At 63.7% G+C, this 21,585-nt stretch carries 8 protein-coding genes; 2 read left to right on the top strand and 6 right to left on the bottom strand.

What is annotated here, in order from left to right; all coding sequences use genetic code 11:
• Nucleotides 1-96: 96 nt before the first annotated feature.
• From VH88_RS11620 to VH88_RS11645, 6 genes are read right to left on the bottom strand one after another with little or no spacing between them, the layout of a single operon-like run.
• Nucleotides 97-3,357 carry a DUF499 domain-containing protein gene (locus VH88_RS11620; RefSeq protein ID WP_231576665.1) on the bottom strand — a complete coding sequence of 1,087 codons (3,261 nt, stop codon included), beginning with the start codon at nt 3,355-3,357 and terminating at the stop codon, nt 97-99.
• Nucleotides 3,358-3,406: 49 nt separating this feature from the next.
• A complete protein-coding gene (locus tag VH88_RS11625; protein WP_045811403.1) occupies nt 3,407-6,217 on the bottom strand; it encodes a DUF1156 domain-containing protein in 2,811 nt (936 codons plus the stop codon).
• Nucleotides 6,201-10,427, bottom strand: a complete 4,227-nt coding sequence (locus VH88_RS11630) for a sacsin N-terminal ATP-binding-like domain-containing protein (protein WP_045811404.1) — start codon at nt 10,425-10,427, stop codon at nt 6,201-6,203. The genes VH88_RS11625 and VH88_RS11630 overlap by 17 nt, the downstream gene beginning before the upstream one ends.
• Nucleotides 10,424-10,915, bottom strand: coding sequence for a hypothetical protein (locus tag VH88_RS11635; RefSeq protein ID WP_045811405.1), 492 nt, complete (start codon nt 10,913-10,915; stop codon nt 10,424-10,426). Before VH88_RS11635 ends, VH88_RS11630 begins: the two co-directional genes overlap by 4 nt.
• Before the next feature lie 8 nt (nt 10,916-10,923).
• Nucleotides 10,924-14,427, bottom strand: a complete 3,504-nt coding sequence (locus VH88_RS11640; RefSeq protein ID WP_045811406.1) for a helicase-related protein — start codon at nt 14,425-14,427, stop codon at nt 10,924-10,926.
• A 21-nt stretch (nt 14,428-14,448) separates the two neighbouring features.
• Nucleotides 14,449-15,333, bottom strand: a complete 885-nt coding sequence (locus VH88_RS11645; protein ID WP_045811407.1) for a WYL domain-containing protein — start codon at nt 15,331-15,333, stop codon at nt 14,449-14,451.
• Between the two features lie 200 nt (nt 15,334-15,533).
• Between VH88_RS11645 and VH88_RS11650 the strand changes: the two genes are divergently transcribed.
• Nucleotides 15,534-18,191, top strand: a complete 2,658-nt coding sequence (locus VH88_RS11650) for a PD-(D/E)XK nuclease family protein (protein ID WP_045811408.1) — start codon at nt 15,534-15,536, stop codon at nt 18,189-18,191.
• Nucleotides 18,188-21,583, top strand: a complete 3,396-nt coding sequence (locus VH88_RS11655) for an exodeoxyribonuclease V subunit beta (RefSeq protein ID WP_197071070.1) — start codon at nt 18,188-18,190, stop codon at nt 21,581-21,583. The genes VH88_RS11650 and VH88_RS11655 overlap by 4 nt, the downstream gene beginning before the upstream one ends.
• Nucleotides 21,584-21,585: the final 2 nt, after the last annotated feature.

A 21,585-nucleotide genomic window follows, 5' to 3' on the forward strand; every position in this document is an offset into this window, starting at 1 on the left:
GACAAAGACGCTGCGAGGCTTGTCAAAGCGATTTCCCAGCGTGGCGACAAAGTTCGTCGGCGCTCCCCGGCCATACCAGAGAGCGCCGACCGGCTATCACTCTACGGATTTCTCTATGAATCCAAGTGTATTGGCATTCTCGACCAGCGTCCGAACCTTGGCGCGATCGAGACCGTCCGGCACTTCGGCGTCAATCTCGAGCCGGATCTTCACCTGGCTGCCCGGCAACGTGGTGAGTTGCTCGACGATTGCTTCGACGATCTGATGGATGTCTCGGGCCGGACGCTCCGGTGAGATCATCACGGCGCCGGAGAAGCGCGTCGGCTTCTTTTCCGGTTGCGGAGCCGAGAGCACGTCATCCGCGGGCAGCCCATCGGGCGCCGGCGTGCTGCCGCCGGTTCCTGGGGTAGCGTCGCCGGACCCAGGCTGCACAGGAGCCGGACGATGCGCCTCGGCCACCTCCGGCCTCACAATGACGCTATCGCCGTCGATCACGACCACGGCGCTTCCCGCGCGCTCGATCGCCAGCCCCAGATAGGTGTCCGACTTCTCGTCCCATCGCTCTGCATAGGCGAAGGGGCCAGGCAACATGCCCTTCACGGCAGCCTGCACAGCCTTGATCAGGACGCCCTGATCCTTGATGCGCGGCAGATAGATGTAGCGGTTAAGATATTCCCGCAGATCCTTGAGCGACAGGCGCGGCCTGTCGTTCCAGATATATTTCTGGAGATCGCGGTCGAGACGCGACGGCCCCAATTCCGTGAGCAGGCCCTCCTCGGCCACCAACTTCTTGCTGGCCCGCGCCAACAAACCGTCCTGAGCCGGGATCTTGCCCGATACCCACTCCCAATCGGCCTGGGCGCTCTCCTGGGCGGGATAATGGAGATAGCACCACGCCTCCTTCAGGCGGGTCTTCATCGTCTCGTTCGCTTCGGCCAGTTTCGTCTTGGCCAACGCGCTATCGCTCTGGGTAAGGTTCAACCGCTCCGTGTCGCGGACGATCTCCCCCCAGGCCAGCGAAGCACGAACAGCGTCTTTCAGATGATCGAGCTGACGGCTTTCCGCGGCAATGAACACCAGCATGTTGCGATAGACGCGCGGCGTGCTGCCGCGCTGCGTGAGAATGTCCTTGGCCTCTACCAGCGCGTCAGAGCCATCGCGGCCATTGTGGGGATATTTGACACCCAGCACGACGGCGCGAACACCGCCGGCTTCATCGGGAACTTCGGCCGACGAGGCTGGCGCGACCTGCACGGCATCAAAATGCCCGCGATCGGCAAGGCCGTTCACATATTTTCCGAGTTCCGCATCGATCGTCACATCGACCAGCGCTGCCTCGATCTGCGCGGCCTTATCGGCCGCGATACGATTGAGGCTCGCCGACATCGAGTACCAGTACCGGCCAAGATCGGCGTGCATGAACTTGGCCTGGTTGGTCAGCCGCCTGAGCGCATCGCCGAAGATCGTCGGGCGTTCGCCAGGCTGTACGACGCCGAGGTTGATCTGCTTGTCGTCGAGGCCGGTGTTCTGTTGCTGCGCCGTGGGCGCGGTGCCCATGAAGATCGCGCGCGCGACGCGCCGCGTCGCCGAATAGCGGTTCAGGTTGGGCGCCGACTGATCGACCTTGTAGGGCGTGGACGTCGTGCCATCGACATCGCCGGCGATGATCGCCTGCCAACTCACGTCAAGATAATGGAGCAGTTCCGGCTCCACGCGCGGCGAACTTACCGCCACGCTGCCGGGCATGATCATCACCGACGGGTCGGCATTCATCCATAGCTCGTGAATCGCCTGCGCCATGAGGCGCAGCACGCCGCGTGTGCGCTGGAACTTTTCGAGTGAACCCCAGCTCGTATAGAGCTGGTCGAACAGCTCGGGGTGGATCGGATACGCCTTCTCCAGCTTGCGCCGGTAATCCTCGTCCGCGCAGCCTTGCGGGAAATCGTTGGCGTTCTCGCGGTAGAGCTTGGCGAACTGCTTCAGCGTGTTGTCACGGTGATGGAACTTGTCGCCGGGGATGTCCTTGAACAGCCGCCGCCTGACGATCTCATAGCTCTCCTCCTGGCTCGCTGGCCGCCACGAGGACTCCACGCGGCTGAAGGTCTGCTTGAGACGCGCCAGCGCTTCCTGACCGCCTTCGCCGCCAACCTCGATCTGCGAGGCCGGCAGTGACGCGACCAGCAGCGTACCGGGGCTGGCCTTAACCGCCTCGGTCAGCGACTGGACGAAGGACAGGTTCGCATCGAACGATCCCGAGGGCAGCCCCTCGACCTTGTAGATCTGACGCAGGTAAGCGACCCATTCGTCGATCAGGATCAGGCACGGCGCATATTTCTTGAAGAGCGCCTCCAGCAGATTCGAGCCCGGCGCGATGCCGCTGGCGTCGTTCTCCGCGACCATGGCGAAAGCGTCGGCACCGCCGAGCTGCCAGGCGAGTTCACCCCATGTTGTGCGAATCTTGCGGTCGCCCTCGGCGTGGAGCACGTCCTGCGGTCCGCGCGATGTGCCGACGAGCACGGCGCGGTTGATGGCATTCGGCACACTGAGCCCCTGCTTCTCCAGCAGTTGATCGAGGCCGGAGAGGTCCTGGACCGGGGTCGGCCCCACCATGTGATAGAGCGCCAGCATCGAGTGCGTCTTGCCGCCACCAAAGTTGGTTTGCAGTTCGACCACGGGATCCCCGCCGCTGCCGGACAGCCGCTTCGCAGCACCGACCAGCAGGGTGCTCAAGCCCTCCGTCAGATAGGTACGGCTAAAGAACTGACGCGGATCGCGGTATTCCGGCGGCGCGCTCCCAGAATGCACCTTGGCGAGGTCCGCCGCGAACTCCGCCTGCTGGAACTCGCCGGTGGCGACATCCTGGTGTGGCTCGACGACTTCACGCCACGGCAGCAGTCCCGCCACGGTCTCGACCGAAATCTCAAGACGCTGGGTTTTCCGCCGCTCCTCGTTGCGCTGAAGCTCGGTGAACTTCGTGCGCAGGATGGTGTCGCGCATCTTGCCGAGCTGTTCCGCCGTTTCGCCGGCGCTGATCGCTTCCATCAGGCGCCGCATGGAATCGAGCGCGCGTTCGGCATCATCGTATGTGAAGGTCTCGTTGTGCGAGAGCTTATTGCGGACATCGCCCAGCTCATTGACCAACGAGCGTTCGGCGCGGCCAAGCACCGCCTTGAACGCCTCGCTCCAGAAGCGGTCCATCGCGTTGAACAACGCGGCTTGGTCCCAGCCGACTTCGCCGCTGCTGTTGGGACGCAGGTTCGGCAGCTTCTCCAGAACCTGGACCTGCCAATGCCCCCTGAGCGAGGTTTCGAGCCTCTTTTCGACGAAGGGGATCAGCGCTGCGGGCAGCAGCTCCATACCCTCAAACACATACTGGCGCGTACTTTTTGCCACGTTCCGTTCCCCCTTAAATATCCAGCCGGATCTGACGATCGCCGCGCGTATCGTGGATGGCCGCCGCCGCCTTCGTCAGCTCGGCCCAGTCGGCGATTAGGGCGTTGTAAGCCGTGGCCTCCTTCGCATCCTTCCGCTTGTTGGCGCTGATGTCGTAGAGGCAGTAGGCGAGATCCTTCACGGCCTCGGCCTGGGTGTTGATCTTCTTGAGCAGAACAGCGGTGTCGTGGGAAATACCGTCCTTCTCATGCTGCCGGACCAGATGCTGGAGGCATTCCCATACCGTCAGGTGACGGTCCTCCTCCGGGTCCCATTCGTCGTCGAGTTCATCACGCGACAGAATACGGACCTTGCCGGCGGCGCTTTCGACGATGCCAGCGTGCTTGACGCTATCGACCGAGATGCCCCGGGCGCGGGCGAGATTGTCGGCGACCCCGTAGTCCCCCTTGCCCGTCCCGAGCTGCTCGAACCAAGTGATGGCAAAGCGTGTGTCGGCGTCGAATTCGCCTTGGATACCGCCCAGATACTCGTCCAGTTCCCGGTTGATCAGTTGCAGCGCGGTCTTGACACCCATCGGGCTGTCGTCCGATTCCAGCACCGCCTTGTAGCGTGAGAAGACACCCATGCCTGGGCCTATGGCCGATTGCGGCATGTCGGCAGGCGCGATATTAGCGGCCTGAAGCTCGGCGATTGCCGGCGGCAGCTCGCGTTTCAGCGCACGGATGAACTCAGCTCGAGTGATTGCTCCAGCCGTGTCCTGCCGTTTGCGGCAGACTAGAACAACTGAATTGGCGAGGGCATTGGTGCCAGAGGCGATTGTTCTAGCCGCACGCTCAGTACGCACCGGCCAAGTTCCGACAATCGAGTAACCCGCTGAGATCACAGCCTGAAGGAAAGTGGCCCACCCTGTCGATGAAAGGCCTTCCTCCTCGATTTCGCTCTGCTTGAATGCGTAGTAAATCGTAGCAGGCCAATCATCTGATGACTGTTCTGCTATGCTAGTAATAGCCGCCGTCATTCCACGTAGAAAGAAATTCTCTGCTTCGTCGCGCCCTCCATGTCTATATGGCGTGGCGACCAGCTCCTCAGCTTTGGGAACGGAGAGAGTGCTGGCTACATCTGGAAAAATATCCTTTATAGCTCTCCTGAGCCATACATAGAAGAAATCAGATAGATCTGCATAACCGATGTTGTCGTAATAGGGAGGATCTGTCGATATAACGCAATTCTGTATTGGAAATCTTGCAGTAGCGGCATCCGCCTGAATGACGCTCCCACTAGACGCTGGCCAGACTCCTGACAGTCCTCCAGCAACGCTCTCACAAAATCCAGAAAAGCTTGCCATCTTCCCGAAAGAGTTAGTTTCAACGAAATCCCAACTCATGGGAACAGCCTGTCGAGCAAATAGCTGTCTTATGTTCTGGTTCGTCGAGTTCCACCCGCAGATACTGTTGCCGTAATCAGCAGACTTATCCACCGCAAACGCGAGATACAAACTTACAGCTTCAGCGTATGCTTGAGCGCCTTGGCCACCATCCCGCAACGGAGCAGCTTCGGAAGAGAGATTCGCGGCCAGAGCGTCGGCGTTAATCTGCGCCTGTACTTCTTGGATCAGACTACTGAAGGTATTCAACGCGACTAATTGTCGATTGGTGAACAGATCCCCAAAGGATTCCATTCCATAGGCGGGAGGTGAAAACCAACGAGGGTTTTCAGGTTGACGCTGTTCAGGCCGCCAGCTCGGCTGGGCAGAAAATGCTACGCCTTCATGCTCGGGAGTCGGAGCAACATAGACGCGACCGCCTTTACCTTCGGCCACTATAGCGAGGAGGACTTGCCCCATTTTGCCGGACTTTCCCGCCGCTATGGTGTGCGCGGGCGTAATAGCCGTATCCGACATGAGGCAGCGGAAATTCGCGCCGCGTCCCGCCTTGGTACCCTCTTTCGCAGCCGCGATTTCAGCTTTGGTCCCCCCATGCCTGATCAGGTAGGAGATGGTCTTCGCCTGCTTATCAATGATGGGTTCAACCCAAGCCTCCTTGCCGGCTTTGCTGCTCAGCAGGAAGCTCGACGCGATCGGCACCTGGACGCTGGCGAACGCAGGATCGGGACTGGGTACTGTTCGCGCCCAAATCCAGGCTATCACCGTCGCCTTACTGGCCCCATACTCTTTGGGCAGATCGACTTGCGGGTAGAGGTGTCCGATGCGCTCCCAAGCCTTCTCGCGCATCCACTCACCATAATATCTTATGTCCTCTGCAAGCCCATCAGCGTTACTGTAGAACTGCCGGTCTTTCGCGCCTGGATGGATCGGCTTTTTGTCCTTAAACTTCGGCGGTATCTCGATCATCGCCTTTCCGATCATAACCGCGACCGGATTCAGGTCTGATCCGTAGGCAGGCAGGCCAAGGCGCTGAGCCTCTAGCGGTATTGAGCCACCGCCCGAGAAGGGGTCATATACAGGCGGCAGCTCGCCGCCGCAGCTCTTACGGATTTCCGCGCGGGCGCGCTCCAGCACTTCTTCGTTGGTCGAGTTTTCCCACTGCACCAACTCCTCGATGATAGCGAACAGGCGCTTTCGTTCAGTCTCCTGCGCCTCAGGTGTAGGAAAAGCGTCGAGATCGCTCGACGGATCATTAACGAGCTGAGCGAAAATAATCGCCCGACAGGCAACAATTGGCCGCCTTGCCCACCATTGGTGGAGCGAGCGTGCATGACCTTTTAGAAAGGGGCTACCCTTTTCTTTTGCCGAAGCAGCATTGATCGCTTCAAGTGGGATCGCAACCTCGATCAATTTCTTCTTGGTGTTAGTCGTCGAAGTCATAAACAAGCCTGTAGGTTGCGGGATGGATGGTCAGTTCGCCGCCGTCGCGCAGTGTGCGCAGGCGAGCGCCCGTCATCTCGACGGGACCACCCTCCGGGTTGATGAGAATGAATGAGTAGAGTTCCGGCTTCTGGTCCAGCAGGCCCCAGACGTCGGCTTCGAGCTGGAGCGGTTCGTGCTCCAGGCAATGGTCCTTGGGGTAATAATGCCGCAGGATCTCGCCACCGGCCGAGCGACGCTCCCATGGAAAGCGCGTGCCATTGGCGCGGCCTATCCAGCTTCCGTCCGCATGGAAGAAACGATCCTCGCCATCGGCCTTATAGCCCTGGGCCGCCGCAAATCTCGCCATGACGCTCGGACGGGGCGGTTTGGGCGCGGCGCGGGGCCTGGTCGCCAGCTCCGTTTCGATCAGTTCACGGTCGGGCTCCCCCGTGGGCAGCGTGGGTACAGGCTGCGGCGTGGCTTCATCTTCCGCCGTGAGTAGATCAGCCACGTCTGTCAGCTCGGCATCGCTCTGCGCGTCTTCGGCAACCTGATCGACGCCGTCGTCATCGCCGGGTTCGGCAACGGGCTGCGTCGCCACCGTCGGTGCGACGACAATGTGCTCTGGGCTAAGCGTGAAATTCTCTTCGAGATATTCCCTGATGTCCTCCGGCGAGCGCTCGAACGCATAGGCCAGCGCCGCGCGAATATCCGAACTCAGGCTCCTACCGATCTCTTCCGGCACCCGCTTGGCGAGCTTGGCCTTGGACAGCGGGCTGACAAACAGCTTGCGCTCGAGCCATAGGATGTCGGTGAGCCGCGCGGTGCCGGCTGGGACGCCATCGAGATAGGGAACGACCTCCAACTTTGGGGTCTGGACCCAGCTCGTCGCAGCGATCGCCTCCGCCAGCGCCCGCACACGCTCGGTCTCGCCGGCATCGGCAAGCTCAATCCGTCCGAGTTGATTTCCGAACGCGGTGAGCCAGGCGCGGCGATCTTCCATGCCGGCGAGCAGCGACGGCTGATTGAAGTGTTCCTCGACAAGGTCCGAGAGCGCCGGCAATGCCGAGAATGGCGGCGCCTGCACGACTTCTCCCGATAGCCGCTGAAAATCGGCGGTCTTGCGCTTGACCCATTCGTGCAGGTGGCTCCACCGGAACAGGGTCTGCATGCTCAGGCCAAAGGCGAGCATCTCGACCGGCGCCCACTCGCCCACAAGGTTCAGCCAGTGTCCACACTCTTCCCAGATGCGCGTGGGGTAACGGACTAGCAGCGTGCGAACCCGCCGGGCGTCGTCGGCCGACAGCACCTTTCCCGAGGCCAGTGTCCCGAGCCATTGCAGCGCCAGGTCCGCCGATGGGCGATCGGCGACACCGACACGATGCCACAGGCTGAGATCGAGCACCGACGCGCGCACGACCGCAGCGCCGGGAACATCCTCCTCGTCCCCCGCTAGGAAGACACCGCCGGACGTCACCCACGTCCCGTCCTGGGCGAGGATCAGCTTCTCCGTCTTGAAGGCGGTTCTGATGTTCTGTGCGTCGGCGGTCGAGCATCCGTCGAGCATCTGATCGAGGCGGCGATACCATTTCTCGACCTCATGGGCCGGAGCCTTGTCGGATTTGGCCAGGGCGCGCAGCCGGTCGAGCAGACGCCCGGGACCGCTCGGCGTGCTGCGGACGCCAAGAAGGTCGAGCAGCGGGCGGGTGGTTTCGCGATCGAGCAGCCCATGCACGAAAGGCTCCACATCGATCAACGCCTCCGTTTCCGGCGTCCTGCGCACGAGATCCGCCGGAAGCTGGACCATGTTGCGGGTATCCGGAAGGCAGCGCTTGGCCCGCAGCTTCAGCAGCCAGTCGGTCAGCAGGCGCTCTGATGAAATCGATCGCGTGGACCCTGTGGTCGCTACCTGCAACAGCCGAGCGCTGACGGCCCGCGACCAATAAGTGTCGCGCTGATCCAGGATCTTGCCGACGATCTTCGTCCAGATGCCTGCGTCCGTCTTCGCCAGCACCTCCCAATGCCGCCAATAGTCCGCAGGGAAATCCCAGTCCTCAATGACGAACTGGTTGGTGACATAGGGATAGTACAGCGCGCTGCGGGCGCCGCGCGCCTGCGCTTCCGCTGTGAGCTGCTGTCGCCCGTAAAGGCTCTGCCGCTTCTGGACCAGGGGCGCCATCGTCTGAAGCCCCGAACGGCCAGACGACACCCAGCGCAGCCAATCCTCCCGCGTGCAGGATTTGAAACTCGCGACATAGTCGCCATGCAGAAGTTGCGCCTTTCGGATCGCCTCCGGCAGCAGCTCCTCCAGCGCGCCATTCTCGTCGAACAACACGCTATTACTGATCGCCCGCAGTGTTCTGTCAGCGCAGGCATATCGGAAAGAGTCTCCGATCGTGACACCCAGTTTGGCCGCGATCTGGGCAAGCTGGACGCACTCGACGAGTTTCGCCTGACCGGAACCGAAATAGTCGGCGGCGACCCGCTCGATCACCGCGTTGACGTCGCTCGTCCCGTCGAGACCGATCTCCTCCAGCACCGCGAAGGCCGCCTCGACGGGATCGTTGCGGCTTCCGCCTTCCGCCTTGTCCCGGCGCTGATCGGCGAGGTATCGAGTCCAGTTCTGGTTGAGGACGATCAGATGGCTGGCAAGGAACTCCCAATCTTCCTCCGATTGAAGCAACTTCTTTTCACCGAGCCGGACGATCTCCGACGCCGCGTAGAGCACCTCCTTGCCCTGCACGGGCACGATCCGCAGGGCGTCGGCATCATGGCACTGCCAGCCCGTCACCTCTGGCGCGATATAGGTCCACAGGTTCAGAAGATGGCGCCAGGTCGCAGGTTTCGGCAGATGCTTGCTGCGCAGACGCTCCAGCAAGTCCGACTTCGAGAACTCCTCGATCAACCCCCAGTGAACGAGCTTGGTCCGGTTCTTGGCTGAGACATGCTGGCAAAGCGCCGGCCGGGACTTGGTATCGAGCAGCGCCATCGCTTGGTCAGCCGGCCAGATCTCAAAGATCGACCGTGGGACGGTGATCGCGGCCTTCGCTTCGACCAGGCTCCCCTCCTCGGTCAGGAGGATCGATTTGCCTTCTACGGCGCCGTCGAACGCTAATTCGACGATCGCGCCACATGCCCCCTCGAGCGTAGCGGCCTCTCGATCAACGTCCGGCAGCAGACCGTAGGCGTCCGCCCGGTCCTGCGGGCCGGTCTTCGTCTGCTCCAGCCACTCCATCATTGCCCTGGCGGCTAACTCGCCAGCGCGGTTCAGGAGCCAGCGATTGGTTGGCGAGGTCTCCGGATCCTTGATCTTGAGACGTGCCGGATCCTGGATGAAGGGCGCATTGCAGGCAAAAGGTAGCGCCGTTTCGACGCCGGTCGGCAGCACGACATAGAGGCGGCCCTTTGCGCCCAGCACGATCTCCACCCGGCAGGGCGGGAAATCACCACCATCCTCGGCCCCCAGCATCCGCTCCTGGCGGATCTCGTCGAGCGCTTCCGACGGAAAGGATTCCTCTCCCGAACGCACGAGGAGCAAGGGATCTTCGGCTTTCTGATCCAAGGCCATCCATTCGCTCTCCGCGATGGGGCCGGGTCCGAGACTCTGCCAATGCACCTCACTATCGCCGATCTGAAGGCGACGGATCTTCTTGAAGAACAGCAACGACACGGGGCTCTTCAGCCACTCGTCGAGGTTCTTCTCGACTTCTCGGCGCAGCAGCGGGTTAGCGATCGCCACTTCGACGCGCGTGGTTCCAGTTGTCGGATGACGGCTGCCGATCCAATGCGGCTGGGTGAACCGCACGCGCTCGAAGGCCACCGCCAGCGTCGGCGTAAACAGTTCAACGCGGTCGCCCAGGCTGAACGTGCTCTTGAATCCGATCCCTCGGAAGCCGATCGTGTGCAGGGCGCGCTTGTTGGAATAGCCGAAGCGGCAAATCGAGGCGAAATGGGCCTCGATGAAGTCCTCGCCATTGTGCTCGAACACAAAGCGGTCGTCTTCGATTGACACCCGCGCTTCGCTGGCGCCGGCGTCGTCGGCGTTCTGGAGCAACTCGGACAGGATGTGCCGCGGGCTCTGGACCTGCTTGAAGAGCTGGTGCCAAGGGCCAGCCAGCTCCGGGTCTGCCTCAAGCTGATCCCAGCGCTTGGTCGCACGCTCCTGGATCGACCGAAAATAGTCGGGTGGATCGGCAGCAACGGTTTCGATCTGGTGGCTCACGCTCATAGCGAAAGCTCCACCGTCGACGGCGTAGCGACCAATTCCGGTCCCCGCGGCGGCGCCGTCTTGCGCCAGCCGCCCTTGATGGTCTGGATCGCGGAGATCGGCAGCCGCTGCCCGGCGGGCAGCTCGTGCAGATCGCAAACATGCCAGAATACCGCCCAGTGGCCCTGATTGTCGGCGGCATATTGGCCTGTCGTCGGCGGTCGATGCACCATTCCCTTTGAATGCTTGCCGTTACCGCTTTCCTCGCAGCCGGCATACCATCCCAGCCAGGACACGACGAAGCTCAGCTTGGCGGGCACATCCTCATGTGACGGATAGATCAGGACCGGCACCCGCGCGCCGCCTCGCAGTTCATCAACCTTGCGAAACAGCTCCCATTTGCGCGACCCGAAGGCGACGAAACCCGTGGCGTCGGCGATAGCGCCCCCCGATTGAAGGTGCTCCAGCGGCACGGGGGCCAGGATGGAAAAATCCGCGATGCCGGTCATGTCACCCCCTATGCCGGCTCTTGCGCCCGCTCCAGCAGGCGTCGGAGGTCAAACTGGATCGCAGTCTCAAGGAACGACGGTTCCCGTTCCACGAGCGGGCCGCGCACATAGCGCGGCGCGTGAGCGAAGCCTGCGTTGACGGAGACGATCGCCAGAATGAACTTCTCCGGCTCGTGCAGCGAGGTAATGACCTCCTGGCGCGTGACCATCACGCTGTCCGCGCCGTCGATGCGCCCCTTGACCTCGATGAAGCGTAGATGCCCCGACCTCGGATCGTGGGACGCGATGTCGTAGCCAATCTTCTGGGCGGAGACGTCGGCCGGCTCGTTGCCCAGCGCGCGCTCGGCCGTCATGACAGCGGCCATCGCCGCAAGCTCGATCTCGCGGCGCGCGGCCGGGTCTTCTGCAAAATGGTTCGGAATGCTCGGTGCCTGGCGCTCTTGCAGCAGCCCCCGGGGGATGACGACCATGCCGCCCCGCACACGCGGGGGCTGCGACGAGATGAAACGCTCCCGCTCAAGCTGGTCCATGCGACGCTTTTGCCGATCCGCCAGGTCTTCGGCGCGGCGCTGCGCGTTCTGCCAGTTCACCCGCGTCTTCTTGCCGGCGCGCTCCTCCTCCTTCAGCTCGAAGGCGCGCGAGTCCCAGTAATTGATCTCCTTCTTGAGGCGTGCGCGCACCTCCTGCTCAACCTTTTCGATCTCGGGCAGACGCCGCGCCTTGACCTCGGCGACATGGCCTTGGGCCAGTTCGACTGTCGCAAACCGGATCGCGGCCTTCTCCAGATCAGTGGTCAGCCAACTCTCGTCCAGAAGGTCCCGCACGCTGGCGACCTCTTCCGGCGTTGCCGGCCGCAGATTCAAATGCGGCGCGATGCCGGCGTTGACGGTGTTTCCCGCCTTGTCGATCGCAGCGAACTGGAGCCGCTGCGAGATCACATGCGGCTTGCCTGCGCTGGTGACGCGGCCGTCCTGGACAACATGTTCCAGCAGGAAAATCGCCGACAGCGCATCACCGGCATCCGTGTCGTCGACCAGGATCGCGCCCTGCCGCATGATCTGCTCATATTGCTCGCGGATCATGCTGATCACGGCTTCGAGCAGCGGATGGCCGGGACAAACAAAGGCGGCGACCGGCTGCTGGTTGATCTTGTCCTTCTCGAAGCAGATGCGCTCATACTGCGTCTGGAGGGGGGCACCGGTTCCGATCTGGCGATCCCGCTCGCGGATGCGCACAGGAACATGCGTGACCTCCCAACGCCCTTCCTCCCGGCGTTTGATCTTGCCACCCAGATGCTGGAACGCTTCGACGAAGAAGCTCTGGATGTGGTGGGGCTGTAAGCGCAGCGCCTCGGCGCGCTCCATTTCGAGCCGCAATTCCTCGACCCTCGCTTCCGGCATGGTGTCGTTGGTCAGGGCGCGGCGGCGCAGCAGCTCGAGCAAGTGCGCCTGATCGACCGCACCATCGACCTGCTGGAAAAGACGCGCTTTCACGTCCTCCTGCTCGCCATACTGGATCGCCTCGAACAACAGATCCTTCAGCGCCACGCCGTCGAACAATTCGCCGAGCACGTCATAGACACGGCCGCCCAGCGCCTCGCGCGCAGCTTCCAGTTTCTCCAGCAGCCGCGCGTAAACCTCGCCTTCGCGCGTATCGGCCGCGACAAGATTCCAGAGGTGGCAGACCTCCATCTGGCCGATGCGGTGGATGCGGCCGAACCGCTGCTCGATCTTGTTCGGGTTCCACGGCAGGTCGTAATTGACCATGAGATGGCCGCGCTGGAGGTTCACGCCTTCGCCCGCCGCGTCGTTGGCGATCAGGACCAGCATGTCCTTGTCCTGCATGAAGCGCTCGACGAGCTTTCGCCGCTCTTCACGCGACACGCCGCCGTGGATCACTTCCACGGCCTCGGGGGTGCCGAGCCGCGCCCGCACCTTGTCGAGCAGGTAGTGCAGCGTGTCCTTGGGCTCGGTGAAGATAATCAGCTTGCGGCGATTGCCGCCCGCGTCGATCATCAAATCGTCGTCGAGAATACGATTGAGCTGGCTCCATTTCGTGTCCACGCCCGAGCGCAGCACGCCGAGCGCCATCGTCTCCAGCCCCTTCAGGGTCTCGACTTCCAGGGCGAGTTGCTCGACCGTCTCGGCCGTCGTCGCGCCCGTCGAGATCAGATCCTCAAGCTCGTCGATCTCCTCCTGGCCATACTCCTCGATGTTCCGCAGCATGTCGGCGTTGATCGCCGGTTCCGATGCGCCGGCCCTGCGGCCCTTCGCGGCAAGGCGCGCTTCGCCCAGTTCGTTTTCCAGCCGCTCCCGGCGGCGCTTGAGGGACTGGTAGATGGCGGCTGGCGACGAGGCGAGGCGCCGCTGAAGGATCTGCAGAGCGAAACCGACATTGTTGCGCTTCTTCCCATCGGCCTCGGCGAAGCGCTGCACTCGGTTCATCTCGGTGCGCACATACTCGGTGACAGCGGTATAGAGCGCGGCCTCCCCTTCCGAGAGCTGATACTTGACCGTGCGCGCCCGCCGTTCGGGGAACAGCGGCCGACCATCGAACTTGAGCAGTTCCTCCTTGGTCAACCGCCGCATCATGTCTTCGGTGTCGGCATAGTGGACACCGTCGCGGAACCGGCCCTCGAACCGATCGCCATCGAGGAGCGCCATGAAGAGCTGGAAATCCTCTTCCTTGCCGTTGTGCGGCGTCGCCGACATCAACAGCAGATGGCGGCAGACCTGGCCGAGCTTCTGGCCGACCTGATAGCGCCGCGTATATTTGACCTCCCCGCCGAAATAGGTGGCCGACATGCGGTGAGCTTCGTCGCAGATAATCAGGTCCCATTCGCGCGCGCTCATGAGCTTCTCCTGAAGCTCCTCGTTGCGCGCCAACACGTCGAGACGCACGATCAGCCGATCCCGATCGCTGAATGGATTGCCCGACCGCGAGTTCTCGATCATGTCGCGGGAAAGGATGTCGAACTCGAGATTGAACTTCTGGCCGAGTTCGTCCTGCCACTGCTCAACCAGGCTGCCCGGCGCAACGACGAGGCAGCGTTCCAGATCGCTGCGGGCGATCAGTTCCTTCATCAGCAACCCAGCCATAATGGTCTTGCCGGCGCCGGGATCATCGGCAAGGAGGAAGCGCAGCGGCTGGCGCGGCAGCATCTCGCCATAGACCGCCGAGATCTGGTGCGGCAGCGGATCGACCAGACTCGTGTGAATCGCCAGATACGGGTCAAAATAATGCGCCAGCTTGATGCGGTTGGCTTCCGTCACCAGGCGCAGCAACGCGCCGTCGGCATCGAACGACCACGGTCGGCCGTTCTGCTCGACCTCGAGACGGTGCTCATCGTCGCGGTAAAGAACAGCCTCGGCCACAGCGCCGTTATGATCGCGGAAAACGACGTTGATCGCCTGGTCGCCGATCCAGTCGACCGAAATCACATGCACAGGCTGCGCCGAAGCGACACCGCGCACGGACGCGCCGTTCTTTACCTCCTCAAGCCTTGCCGCCATTGCTCGGCTCCCCCCAGTCCTTCATAGCTGAAGCTCCGCCTTCTCAAGCGCCGCTTCAGTTTCCTTGCGGTTTATTGTTACGATGTGCTGTGTATGTGCGCTCTGTTTCGCAGCGTCACCAAGCAGACCCAGGCGCTTCAAAACGTAAAAGAGCATAGCGTAGCGAACCGAGAGCACGCCATTTCCCTGGTCCAGCCCATAATCCTTGGCGACGACCTTCTTTTGGCTCGCCGTAAGCCCCGGATGGGGACCGATGATGACATCGAAATAATTGTTCCAGAGCCAATCCCGATCACCGGCCTCGCCGGGCTCGCCCTTCGCACCGACGTCGAGGATGCGCGGCAGCAGGAAATCCTTGAACTTGTGTTCGAGGTGGCAATAGGCCCGCGCGTGCCAGCGGAAACCATCGTACCCGAAGGCATGCGGCGTGATCCGCCGCCAAGTGGGTTCAGGCCGCAACTTGTTCATCGACTGGTAGAAGACGTCGACTGAGGCGCCCTCCCGGCTCGCGTCGAGAACCTTCCGCAGAACCTTGATGTCGATGTCCCGCCTGGGGGTCAGCGCCACATCGGCGCTGGGAAGCGCCGCGATCCACGAGTCGCTCGCGGGCACAGCCCCTTCGGCAACCGAGCGTAGCTGCGACAGATAGATGTAGGGGTCCGGCTCAAGGAACCGCAGCACGAATTTTTCGGCGGCGACGTAGCGCTTGGCGCGGGTGTCGTACTCCATGTTGCCGGGCGCCCGCTCCTGATAGAGCGTCAAATCCTTCGAAGCCTGCGGAACCGACACGCCGAACACCTCGACAAGGTCGGCCCGGTTGATCGAGCCCTCCCAGAACAGTCGAAACTCGATGAACTCGAGTCGGCGTCCCACCCCCCACTTCAGCGCTGTCGCGGCTTCCGCCATGTGCCTTGCCTCGCCATTATGAGGATAAAAACTATATGGACAACCCGTGTCGGTCCGTGTAATTATTATTCCCATAAGGGGGATTGGTCAATGGTCTATCGGTCACAACCATCGGTGCAAAGCGTGCAGCGGCACAGCTTGATGGATCGGATATCTGGCGCAGCGCACAACCCCGAGCAAAACCCGGAAGGAGGACGGCCATGACCATCGCGCATCGATCCACCTTGGTCGTTCACGGCCGCCTCGCCATGCGGGAGAGCCGCCTTGCGGCGGGGCGCGCCGGCCGGCACGGCCTCCAGATCATGTCCTTCGAGCAGGCCGCCGTCCGGCTGGCCGGCGGTTTTGTCCGTCCGATCGATGACGAGAGTCTGCGTTCGGCCATCCAGGCGGCCCTGTCCGCCACGCCGATGGGCGAACTGGAGAGCATCAAGACGCTGCCCGGTATGATCGATGCGGCGGCTGACACGCTGCACAAAGCCTGGCGCGCGGGCATCGACCTTGCCGCGCATGCGGCCGATGACCATCCACGCCTCGCTGCCATCGCACGACTGGAGGCGGCCGTCCTCGACCAGCTTCCGTCCGGTATGCTGCGGCCACTCGACATCGCCGCCGCCGCGACCGAGCGCCTCGCCCATGCGCCAGCGGTCCTTGGTCCGATAGAGATCGTCGGGCTCACCGAACTCTCGCCGTGCTGGCGGCCGCTGCTCCAGGCGCTCACCGCCCATATCCCCGTGCAGTGGACGGCCGGCCCGAGGAGCGTTCCCGCATGGCTGGACGATACGGGCGTCACGATCTCACGCGCACCGGCGCAAGCGCCGGGGATCAACGCCGTCAGCGCGGCGACGGCCTATCACGAGGCCATTGAGGCGATGCGCTGGGCGCGAGGCCTGCTCGCTTCGGGCGTTGCCCCCTCGGAGATCGCCATCGCGACCGCCTCGCCAGCCGACTATGACGATCATTTCCTGGCTTTGCGCGCTGACGCCAATATCGACCTGCACTTCGTCCACGGCGTCCGCACCGTCAGCACCCGCGATGGTCAGGCTGCGGCGGCGCTGGCCGACATCGTCGTCCGCGGTCTGTCGCAGTCGCGGTTGCGGCGGCTCGCGGCGCTCTGCCGGGACAGCGGACCTTTCGCATCGCTGCCCGAAGGCTGGCTGCGTGTCCTGCCAAGCGATGCACCGCTCTCGACGCCCAGCGCCTGGAACCGCCTGCTAGGCCGGTTGGCGACAGAGGACTGGCCCGATGGCGCCGATCATACCCCGGCTTTACGCCTGGCGATCGAGACGCTGGCGAAAGGACCAGAGGCCGCCAGCGAGATCGGAGAAGCCTTCCTCAAGGGCCGAGCCCTCGCGATCTGGCGCAAGGCGCTGCTCGCCGGCCCCGCCGCCTCGGTCGATGCGACGCTCGAGACCCTGAAACAGGACGACGGACTGGAAGCCTGCGTCTGCATCGCCTGGATGCCGGCCAGTGCGCTGGCGGCGTCGCCACGCCGCTTCGTGCGGCTGCTTGGCCTCAATTCGTCCCGCTGGCCGCGCGGGATCGCCGAAGACCGGCTGATCCCCGACCATATCATCCCGACACAGGTGCTCGATCCGCTGCCGGTCAATCTCGCCGACCGGCGCGATTTCGAGACGATCCTCACCACGACAGGCGGCACCGTCGTCCTCTCGCGCGCACGGCGCGACAGCGACGGGCGCCTCCTGGGTCGCAGCCCTCTGCTCGCCGGATATGGAGAGGAGACCTATCTGCGCCGCAATGCGACGCCAGCGCACGCCTTCAGCGAGACCGACCGCCTGATGGCCCGACCCGAGGAATTCGTCGCCGATCCGCAAGCCGTAAGCGCGCAAGGCTGCTGGCGCGACTGGCGGCAGGTGGAGATCACGTCCCACGATGGCCTGGTGCGGGCTGACCACCCGCTCGTCCTCGCCATCCTCGGTCGGACCCAGTCCGCCAGTTCGCTGCGCCGATTGCTGCGCAATCCTCTCAGCTTCGTGTGGGTCTATGCGTTCGGATGGCGCGAACCCCAGAGCAGCGCCGAACCGCTCGTGCTCGACGCGCTCGGGATCGGCGATCTTGTCCACCTCGTTCTCGACCAAGCCCTGCGTGACCTCGAAACCGAAGGCAGCCTTGCCGCCGCCGACGCACAGACCATCGAAGCCGCCGTGGCGCGGGCCGCGCAAGCCGTCGCCGCCGACTGGGAGAGCGAGCGCCCGGTTCCGCCAGCGGTCATCTGGGGCCGCACCCTCGACGACGCCCGCGCGCTGGCCAGCCGCGCTCTGTCCTATGGCGATGACCTTCTGCCAGGCGCGCGTTCCTACGGCGAGGTTCCCTTCGGCGGCTCACCTCCGAAATCCGATGCGGAAACGCCCTGGGATGCGAGCGCGCCGGTCACGATTCCCGATGCCGGCTTCAATATCGCCGGCTACATCGACCGGCTCGACATCGCGGGCGATGGCAAACGCGCCCTCGTGCGCGACTATAAGACTGGACGCCCGCCGCGCGGCGACATCCGATTGAATGGCGGACGCGAGCTTCAGCGCTGCCTCTATGCGTTCGCGGTCAAGGCGCTGCTCGGTGATGACGTCACGATCAGCGCTTCGTTGCTCTATCCGCGCGATCCCGTTGATCTCCAGCTCGACGATCCCGAGGCAGTGCTGACGGAGATCACCGGCTATCTGCGCGCGGCACGAGCAAGTCTCGCCAGCGGCGCGGCCCTGCCTGGACCGGATACCGGCGGCGACTACGACGACCTCGCCTTCGCCCTGCCGGCCAACGCCAGCGCCACCTACTGCAAACGCAAGATGCCGGCCGCCACGGAGCGGCTCGGAGAAGTCACTCAGGTCTGGGAGGCGGAATGATGAGCAACGTGTCTAAAGTGCTGAACGACGACGGTGCGCGTCGCCATGCGATCAGCCTTCATGATCGCTCCATCCTGGTCGAGGCCGGCGCGGGTTCAGGCAAGACCGCCGTCATGGCTGGGCGCATCGCCGCCATGCTCGCCGAAGGCGTCTCCCCGCGCGCCATCGCCGCCGTCACATTTACCGAACTCGCCGCAAGCGAATTGCTCTCGCGTGTCCGCGAGTTCGTCGCCGACCTTTCGGCCGGCGTCATCGCGACCGAACTGCGCGTGGCGCTGCCCGATGGCCTGTCGGAGGCCCATCGCCGCAATCTCACCGCCGCCAGTGCTGCGATCGACGAAATCACCTGCTCGACCATCCACGGGTTTTGCCAGCGCCTGATCAAGCCCTATCCAGCGGAGGCCGACATTGACCCCGGCGCCGGGGTGATGGATCGCAACCAGGCCGATCTCACTTTCCTTGAGATTGTCGATGGCTGGTTGCGCGAGCGTCTATCTGGCGGACAAGGTGGCATCCTGGCCGAGATGGTGCTGCATAGCCCCGGCGAGACGGTGGCGCTGATCCACAAGATCGGGGAGAACCTGCGCCGCCGCCCCACGCTGGCGGCCCCGGCCGTCTCTCCGCTTGACGGCCACCTGACAGCGTTCCGGCAGGCTGCGGCGGATTTTGCCAGCTTCATGGATGGCACGGCAGCGGCAGAGCCGGAAACGGTGGCGATCGTCGAGCGGCTGGCCGGAATGGCCGCAGCCCTGGCGACCGCTCCGGACCCGGCGACGCCCGCGGGCCTAGTCCAGCTCCTGACCTCGCGGCCCCACCCGGACCTTTGCACCAAATCCGGCACCTTCGCGTCCTATCGCAAGAAGGGAAAATGGGTCGCCTCCGCCAAACAGGCTGGTCTTTCCAAGGCCGACGGCGATCGGCTGAACGACGCGGCCGAGATCCACTACACTGCCTGCTGCGATGCCTGGACCGCGCTTGTGCAGGCCGCCGGCGGCCATGCCCTCTCAGCGCTGATCGACGAGGCGCATCCCATCCTGCAACGCTATCGCCACCACAAGCGCGCCAGCGCCCAGCTCGATTTCGACGATCTGATTTTCGCCGCGCGCGCCTTGCTGCGCGATCACGATGCCGTGCGACGGGCGCTGGGAGAGCGTTTCGCCCATGTCCTCGTTGACGAGTTCCAGGACACAGATCCCCTGCAAACCGAGATTTTCTGGCGTCTGTGCGGCGAGCCGGTCGATGGTGATGACGATTGGACGCAGTTCCAAATCCGGCCAGGTGCGCTCTTCCTGGTGGGCGACCCCAAGCAGGCGATCTATCGCTTTCGAGGCGCCGATGTCGGAGCCTATGTCCAGGCGCGCGACGCCTTCCGCGCTCAGGACGCCGACAGCCTTCTATCGATCTCGACCAATTTCCGCTCCTGCGCCTCGATCCTCACCTTCGTCAACGAGCGCTTCGAGGCAGTCCTTTCGGCCGATGGACAGCCGGGTTTCACCGCGCTCGATCCGTTCCACGATGATCGGGGCGGCGTTTGCGTAGCCGCCCTCGACATCGCGGTAGCCGACGAAAACGGTAAGGCCAGCGCCGAACAGCAACGCGACGCCGAAGCCGACGCCATCGCCGAGCTGTGCGCCCGGCTGATCGAAAGCCACCCCATAATCGACCGCCGCAGCGGCGCGGAGCGCCCTTGCCAGCCAGGTGACATCGCCTTGCTGGCGCCGACCGGCGCGGAGCTGTGGCGCTATGAGGAAGCTCTGGAGCGGCGCGGCATTCCCGTGGCGACCCAGGCCGGCAAGGGTTTGTTCCGCCGCCAGGAAGTCCAGGACCTGATCGCTCTGACCCGCGTCCTGGCCGATCGCCGCGATACGCTCGCGCTCGGCGCGTTGCTGCGCGGGCCTCTGGTCGGCCTGTCCGAGGAAGAGCTGCTCGACATCATCTGGGGGCTTCCCCGCTCGGAAGACCAGCCTGACCGAATTCCACGCCTCGACCTCGGCATCGACCCGGCCGTCATCGCACACCCGCTCGCGCGCGAGGTCATCGAACGGCTGCAATCGCTCTCCCGGCGCGGCAACAGCACGACCCCGCACGAATTGCTTTCGCAGGCGGTGGACGTGATGCGCGTCCGTCCGCTTCTCCTCGAACGGCATCGCGGCCAGGCTGAGCGCGCGCTCGCCAACGTCGATCTCTATCTCAGCCTGTCGACCGGCTACGCCGTGCGCGGTCTGCGCGCCTTTGCCGAGGCCATGGAGACGGCGTGGTCCGACGAGGCCCGCGCCGTCGAGGGACGACCCGATGCACAGGAGGAAGCGGTTGCGCTCTTCACCATGCACGCGGCCAAGGGGCTGGAATGGCCAATCGTCATTCCGATCAACACCATGACCGGCGTGATGGCGCCCGAAAGCGCCGTCCTCGATCGCCAGACCGAGACCTTCTATTGCCCGGTCCTGGGCGTCCCGCCCGAAGGCTATGACGAGGCGCGCCAGGCGGAAAAGGAAGAGCTGGACCGCGAACGCATCCGGCTTTGGTATGTCGCGGCCACCCGCGCCCGCGAGCTTCTCGTCCTCCCCCGTCTCGACACCACGCCGTCGAAATCGGCATGGATCGGTCTCGTCGATCTATCGCTCACCGACCTTCCCAGCCTCGATGTCTCGCATCTGCCCGCCAGCCTCACGGCCGCGCGCGCGGGAGTGGACAACGCCCAGACACGCGCGATCTTCGCCGCCGAAGCTGAAATCATCGCTGCTGCCCAGACGCGGCTGACCTGGCTTGCACCCAGCCGCGATGAAAACGCCGCCGGGACCGTGCTCCGGGAAGAGGAGGCGTCCCTCTGGACCGGCTCGGCTGACGACCAGCCCCCCGAACTGGAAGTTGTCGCCCCGGTGCAGGGAGGCAGGGAGCGCGGGCTGATCCTCCACAAGCTCATCGAAGAGGTGCTGACCGGGGAAACCCCGGAAGCCAAGGCGGCGCTGATTGAGCGGGCGGCCGATCTCATCCGCTCGATTGGCCGGTCGCCTGTCTCCGATCCAGCCACAGGGCTGTCGGCCGACGAACTGGCGGCCTGTGTCGCTCGCACTCTGGCCCTGCCTGACATCGCGGCCTTGCGACCCGGTCTCCTGGCCGAATTTCCCGTCTATGCCGCCCAGGCGAATGACGGCGTGGAAACCGCGACGGCCGGGATCGCCGACGCGCTCACAGTTGGAGAAGATGGCCGGCCAGTCGTGGTGGTCGACTGGAAGAGCGACGTGAACCCCGACGCTCAGACGCTCGATCACTATTCTGCGCAGGTGAGCGCCTATCTGAACATGACGGGCGCCGAGCGCGGACTGATCGTGCTGATGACGAGGGGAACGGTGATTGCCGTCTCGCCTTCGCCGCAGACCGTGTCGGCCTGACG

This window comes from Brevundimonas sp. KM4 (assembly GCF_000964075.1).
GTDB classification, from domain to species: domain Bacteria; phylum Pseudomonadota; class Alphaproteobacteria; order Caulobacterales; family Caulobacteraceae; genus Brevundimonas; species Brevundimonas huaxiensis.

Coding starts and splice junctions, on each gene's coding strand:
- VH88_RS11620 (WP_231576665.1), bottom strand. CDS start 3,357: ATGGAGCTGCTGCCCGCAGCGCTGATCCCCTTCGTCGAAAAGAGGCTC.
- VH88_RS11625 (WP_045811403.1), bottom strand. CDS start 6,217: ATGACTTCGACGACTAACACCAAGAAGAAATTGATCGAGGTTGCGATC.
- VH88_RS11630 (WP_045811404.1), bottom strand. CDS start 10,427: ATGAGCGTGAGCCACCAGATCGAAACCGTTGCTGCCGATCCACCCGAC.
- VH88_RS11635 (WP_045811405.1), bottom strand. CDS start 10,915: ATGACCGGCATCGCGGATTTTTCCATCCTGGCCCCCGTGCCGCTGGAG.
- VH88_RS11640 (WP_045811406.1), bottom strand. CDS start 14,427: ATGGCGGCAAGGCTTGAGGAGGTAAAGAACGGCGCGTCCGTGCGCGGT.
- VH88_RS11645 (WP_045811407.1), bottom strand. CDS start 15,333: ATGGCGGAAGCCGCGACAGCGCTGAAGTGGGGGGTGGGACGCCGACTC.
- VH88_RS11650 (WP_045811408.1), top strand. CDS start 15,534: ATGACCATCGCGCATCGATCCACCTTGGTCGTTCACGGCCGCCTCGCC.
- VH88_RS11655 (WP_197071070.1), top strand. CDS start 18,188: ATGATGAGCAACGTGTCTAAAGTGCTGAACGACGACGGTGCGCGTCGC.